Consider the following 1643-nt stretch of genomic DNA (forward strand, 5'->3'; position numbering starts at 1 on the left):
ATCACCGGGGCCCGGTTGGGCGATTCCATCCGGATCCCGATCAGTGTCAGTTCTCGCATCATCGTCATGGTGCGCCCCGAACCTCTCCTCAGACCGGCACCCGGTGGGGCGCCGGTTCCTCGGGTAGGAACATACCCGTCACCTCCAGTGTCACCCGGGCGCCCCTTCGGCTGTGCCTGGATCGTCACCGAGCCGTGTCGCAGTCCTACGGTGCACTGAATCTCTCGTGGACCACCCGGCCGTCGGCAAGCCTGTGCGCGACCAGGAAGGCCCCCGTGGAGAACTTTCCCACCTTCAGCCCGAGCTCCCGCAACAGTGCGGGCAGCACCGGGCGGTGCGAGCAGACGACCGTCACTTTGCCCGGCCGCCACACCCGTTCCCCCAGACCGCGCAGCCGGTCCGGGTCGGCGTCGTACCCTCGCTCGGAGATCTCCGGCCACAGGTGCACGTGGCGGTCGATCGAGGCGGCGTACGGCGTGACCGTCGCCACACAACGCTCCGCGTCGCTGCTGATGAGCCGGTTGGCGCCGAGAGCTCCCAGTACACCGCTCAGCCGCTCCGCGACCGCAGTACCCGTGTCGGTGAGTGGCCGCAGCGTGTCCTTGCCGTCCCAGTCCTTGCGCTTCAACGCGTCTGCATGCCGTACGACGACCACGGTGGCGGCTACAGGTACTGCGTGTTCCAGTGCGTCGAGGATGTCCACGTCACGCGGGTAGCTGAGCTTGCCGCGGGCCTTGTCGACGGACAGCCAGCTGACCTCGTCCACCTCGTCGTTGGGCTCGAAGTCGCTCTTGCCGACCGGTACGGCGGACCAGTAGTGCACCAGCTTCTCAGCCGTACCGCCGTTCTTGCGTACTGCGTAGCGCTGCACACCGAGCGGCGGACCGAACACGACCCGGTGCCCTGTCTCCTCTTCGATCTCACGCCGCGCGCCGAGCAGCACGTGCTCATGGGCGTTCAGCTTGCCCTTGGGCAGCGACCAGTCGTCGTACCGGGGACGGTGCACCAGCAGCACCTGCCGCGTGCCGCCGCGCTCCCGCCAGACGACACCACCCGCGGCGATAACGGTCGCCGGGCTGTTCATACGTTCACCCTAAATCGTGACTAACCGATCTGGTCGGACGTTCGACGCCGGCCACGCGTGGCGATCAGTCGCTCCTGCAGATCACGAAGCGGCTCGCCGTCGGGTCCGTTCAGCCGGGCCTGCCAGTTGTCGTCCGGCTGCAGCCACCACGAGCCGGTGCTGTCGTCCATCGCCAGGTCGAACATCTCACCCAGCTCCGTGACGTGGTCCTGCTGCTTCAGCTGCACCAGCACCTCGACGCGCCGGTCGAGGTTGCGGTGCATCAGGTCGGCCGAGCCGATCCACACCTCCGGCTCGCCACCGTTCTCGAACAGGAACACCCGGCTGTGCTCGAGGAAGCGGCCCAGGATGCTGCGGACCTGGATGTTGTCCGACAGACCCGGTACGCCGGGGCGCAGCGTGCAGATGCCCCGGATCCACAGGTCCACTCCTACGCCGGCCTGCGACGCCCGGTACAACGCGTCGCACAGCGCCTCGTCGACCAGGCTGTTCACCTTGATCCGGATCCGCGCTGGGCGGCCCGCGTGGTGGTGCTGGATCTCGCGGTCGATCCGCTCGA

The 1643-nt window shown here is 67.9% G+C and carries 1 protein-coding gene and 1 pseudogene; both read right to left on the bottom strand.

Annotated elements, in window-relative coordinates; all coding sequences use genetic code 11:
* Positions 1-205: 205 nt before the first annotated feature.
* The gene (locus VG502_RS02555; protein WP_325548391.1) at positions 206-1084 is read right to left on the bottom strand and encodes an NUDIX hydrolase; all 879 of its coding nucleotides are present in this window, start codon (positions 1082-1084) and stop codon (positions 206-208) included.
* Between the two features lie 20 nt (positions 1085-1104).
* Positions 1105-1643: pseudogene (locus VG502_RS02560) on the bottom strand (RNA degradosome polyphosphate kinase); the annotation flags it as partial.

The organism is Flexivirga sp. (genome assembly GCF_035551235.1).
GTDB lineage: Bacteria > Actinomycetota > Actinomycetes > Actinomycetales > Dermatophilaceae > Flexivirga.